This window comes from Variovorax glucosi (assembly GCF_051216695.1).
Lineage (GTDB): Bacteria > Pseudomonadota > Gammaproteobacteria > Burkholderiales > Burkholderiaceae_C > Variovorax.
Genome location: NZ_JBPJZE010000172.1, coordinates 1 through 1,269, shown reverse-complemented (window position 1 = coordinate 1,269; position 1,269 = coordinate 1). Strand labels below are relative to the sequence as shown.

The following is a 1,269-nucleotide window of genomic DNA, read 5'->3' as shown; positions in this document are numbered from 1 at the left end:
GACGAGCCCGGCATGAGCCTGATGCTTTGCGCGTTGCCGAGCGACCAGTACCGCGTGTTCTCGGGCGTGGCGCCGCTGGGCAATTCCGAAATGAGCGGCTTCGAGGCGCACACGGCACTGGTGCACGCCGACCCGGCAACGCCCGACCTGGCCGAGCTGATCGCCGAGATGGCGGGGCGCACCGACACCGGTTATCTGTTCGGCGGGCTGTCTTCGGGGCGCGGCAGCGCGCTGCAGTTTGCCGTTGGTGGCAACGGCAACATCCGCGGGCATGGCGCGGCGGGCGGGGTGTTTTCGGGCGGCCTGTCGGGCGTGGTGTTCGGCGAAGGCGTGCGGCTGGTGTCGCGCGTCACGCAGGGCTGCCAGCCGCTGCGCTCGGGGGCCGTGCGCGAGCGCGAGATCACCGAGGCCGACGGCAATCTGCTGCTGAAGCTCGACGGCGAGCCGGCACTCGACGTGCTGCTGGCCGATCTGCAGGTGTCGCTCGAACGGCCGCAGGAGGCCATCGACGCCGTGCGCAACACGCTGGTCGGCCTGGCCGATGCGGGCAGCGACGGCATCCGCCGCACCGGCGACCTGGGCGCCGACGTGCTGGTGCGCCACATCATCGGGCTGGACCCCACGCGACGCGGCATCGCCATTGCCGACGTGGCCGAAGCCGGCATGCGGCTGACCTTCTGCCGCCGCAACGCGCAGGCCGCGCGGGCCGACCTGATGCGCATCTGCGCGGAAATCCGCGAGGAGCTGGAGCCCGAAGAGCAGACGCTGGCCACCGCGCGCGCCGTGGCGGCGGGCGAGGCCGAGGCGGCGCCGCATCCGGCGCGGCGCATCGCGGGGGCGGTGTACGTGAGCTGCTCGGGGCGCGGCGGGCCGCATTTCGGCGCGCCGGGGGCGGAGCTGCAGATCGTGCGGCATGCGCTGGGCGATGTGCCGCTGGTGGGCTTCTTCGCAGCGGGCGAGATCGCCCGGCATCACCTGTATGGCTATACCGGGGTGCTGACGGTGTTTACCGCTAACGACTGAACCCGATCAGGCCGGTTGAAGCGCTCGCGGCGCGGGCGCCGGCATTCCCGTAAAGGCGAAATCGACCTCGGGCGCCAGCCCGCTAACGATGCGCGCGATCGACTTGCCCGAGCCGCAGGCGTGCGTCCAGCCGAGCGTGCCGTGGCCCGTGTTGAGGAACAGGTTCGGCAGCTTGGTCTTGCCAATCAGCGGTACGTTGCTCGGCGTGGCGGGTCGCAGGCCGGTCCAGAACTGGGCCTGCGTGGT

2 protein-coding genes are annotated in these 1,269 nt (G+C 71.7%); one reads left to right on the top strand and one right to left on the bottom strand.

The features are described from left to right. Nucleotides 1-1,023, top strand: a 1,023-nt coding sequence (locus ACSFA3_RS23975) for an FIST signal transduction protein (RefSeq protein ID WP_435507897.1), incomplete at its 5' end; no start/stop codon positions are given. 6 nt (nucleotides 1,024-1,029) lie between these two features. On the opposite strand, the gene ACSFA3_RS23970 is transcribed toward ACSFA3_RS23975, so the two are convergent. Further along, nucleotides 1,030-1,269, bottom strand: a 240-nt coding sequence (locus ACSFA3_RS23970; protein WP_435507896.1) for an FAD-dependent oxidoreductase, incomplete at its 5' end; no start/stop codon positions are given.